Here is a 240-nt window from a genome sequence, read left to right on the forward strand (position 1 = left end):
TCGGCGATTGGAACAGCGTGTTCCGGCGCTTCAGTCGATGGAGCATCAAGGGTGTCTGGTGCCGCATCTTCGAGGCGATGTCCGATGATCCGGACTTCGAATATCTGATCGTGGATTCCACCATCGTCCGGGCGCATCAGCACGCCGCCGGGGCGAAAAAAGGGGGTCTGAAGATCAAGCGATCGGGCGCTCGCGCGGCGGCTTGAGCACCAAGATACATATGGCGGTTCGGGGCTTGGG

General features: G+C 60.8%; 1 pseudogene. It reads left to right on the top strand.

Annotation, left to right across the window (positions count from 1 at the left end):
* Nucleotides 1-240: pseudogene (locus tag FNJ47_RS48765) on the top strand (IS5/IS1182 family transposase); the annotation flags it as partial.

Source organism: Bradyrhizobium uaiense (assembly GCF_010811875.1).
Taxonomy (GTDB): Bacteria; Pseudomonadota; Alphaproteobacteria; order Rhizobiales; family Xanthobacteraceae; genus Bradyrhizobium; species Bradyrhizobium uaiense.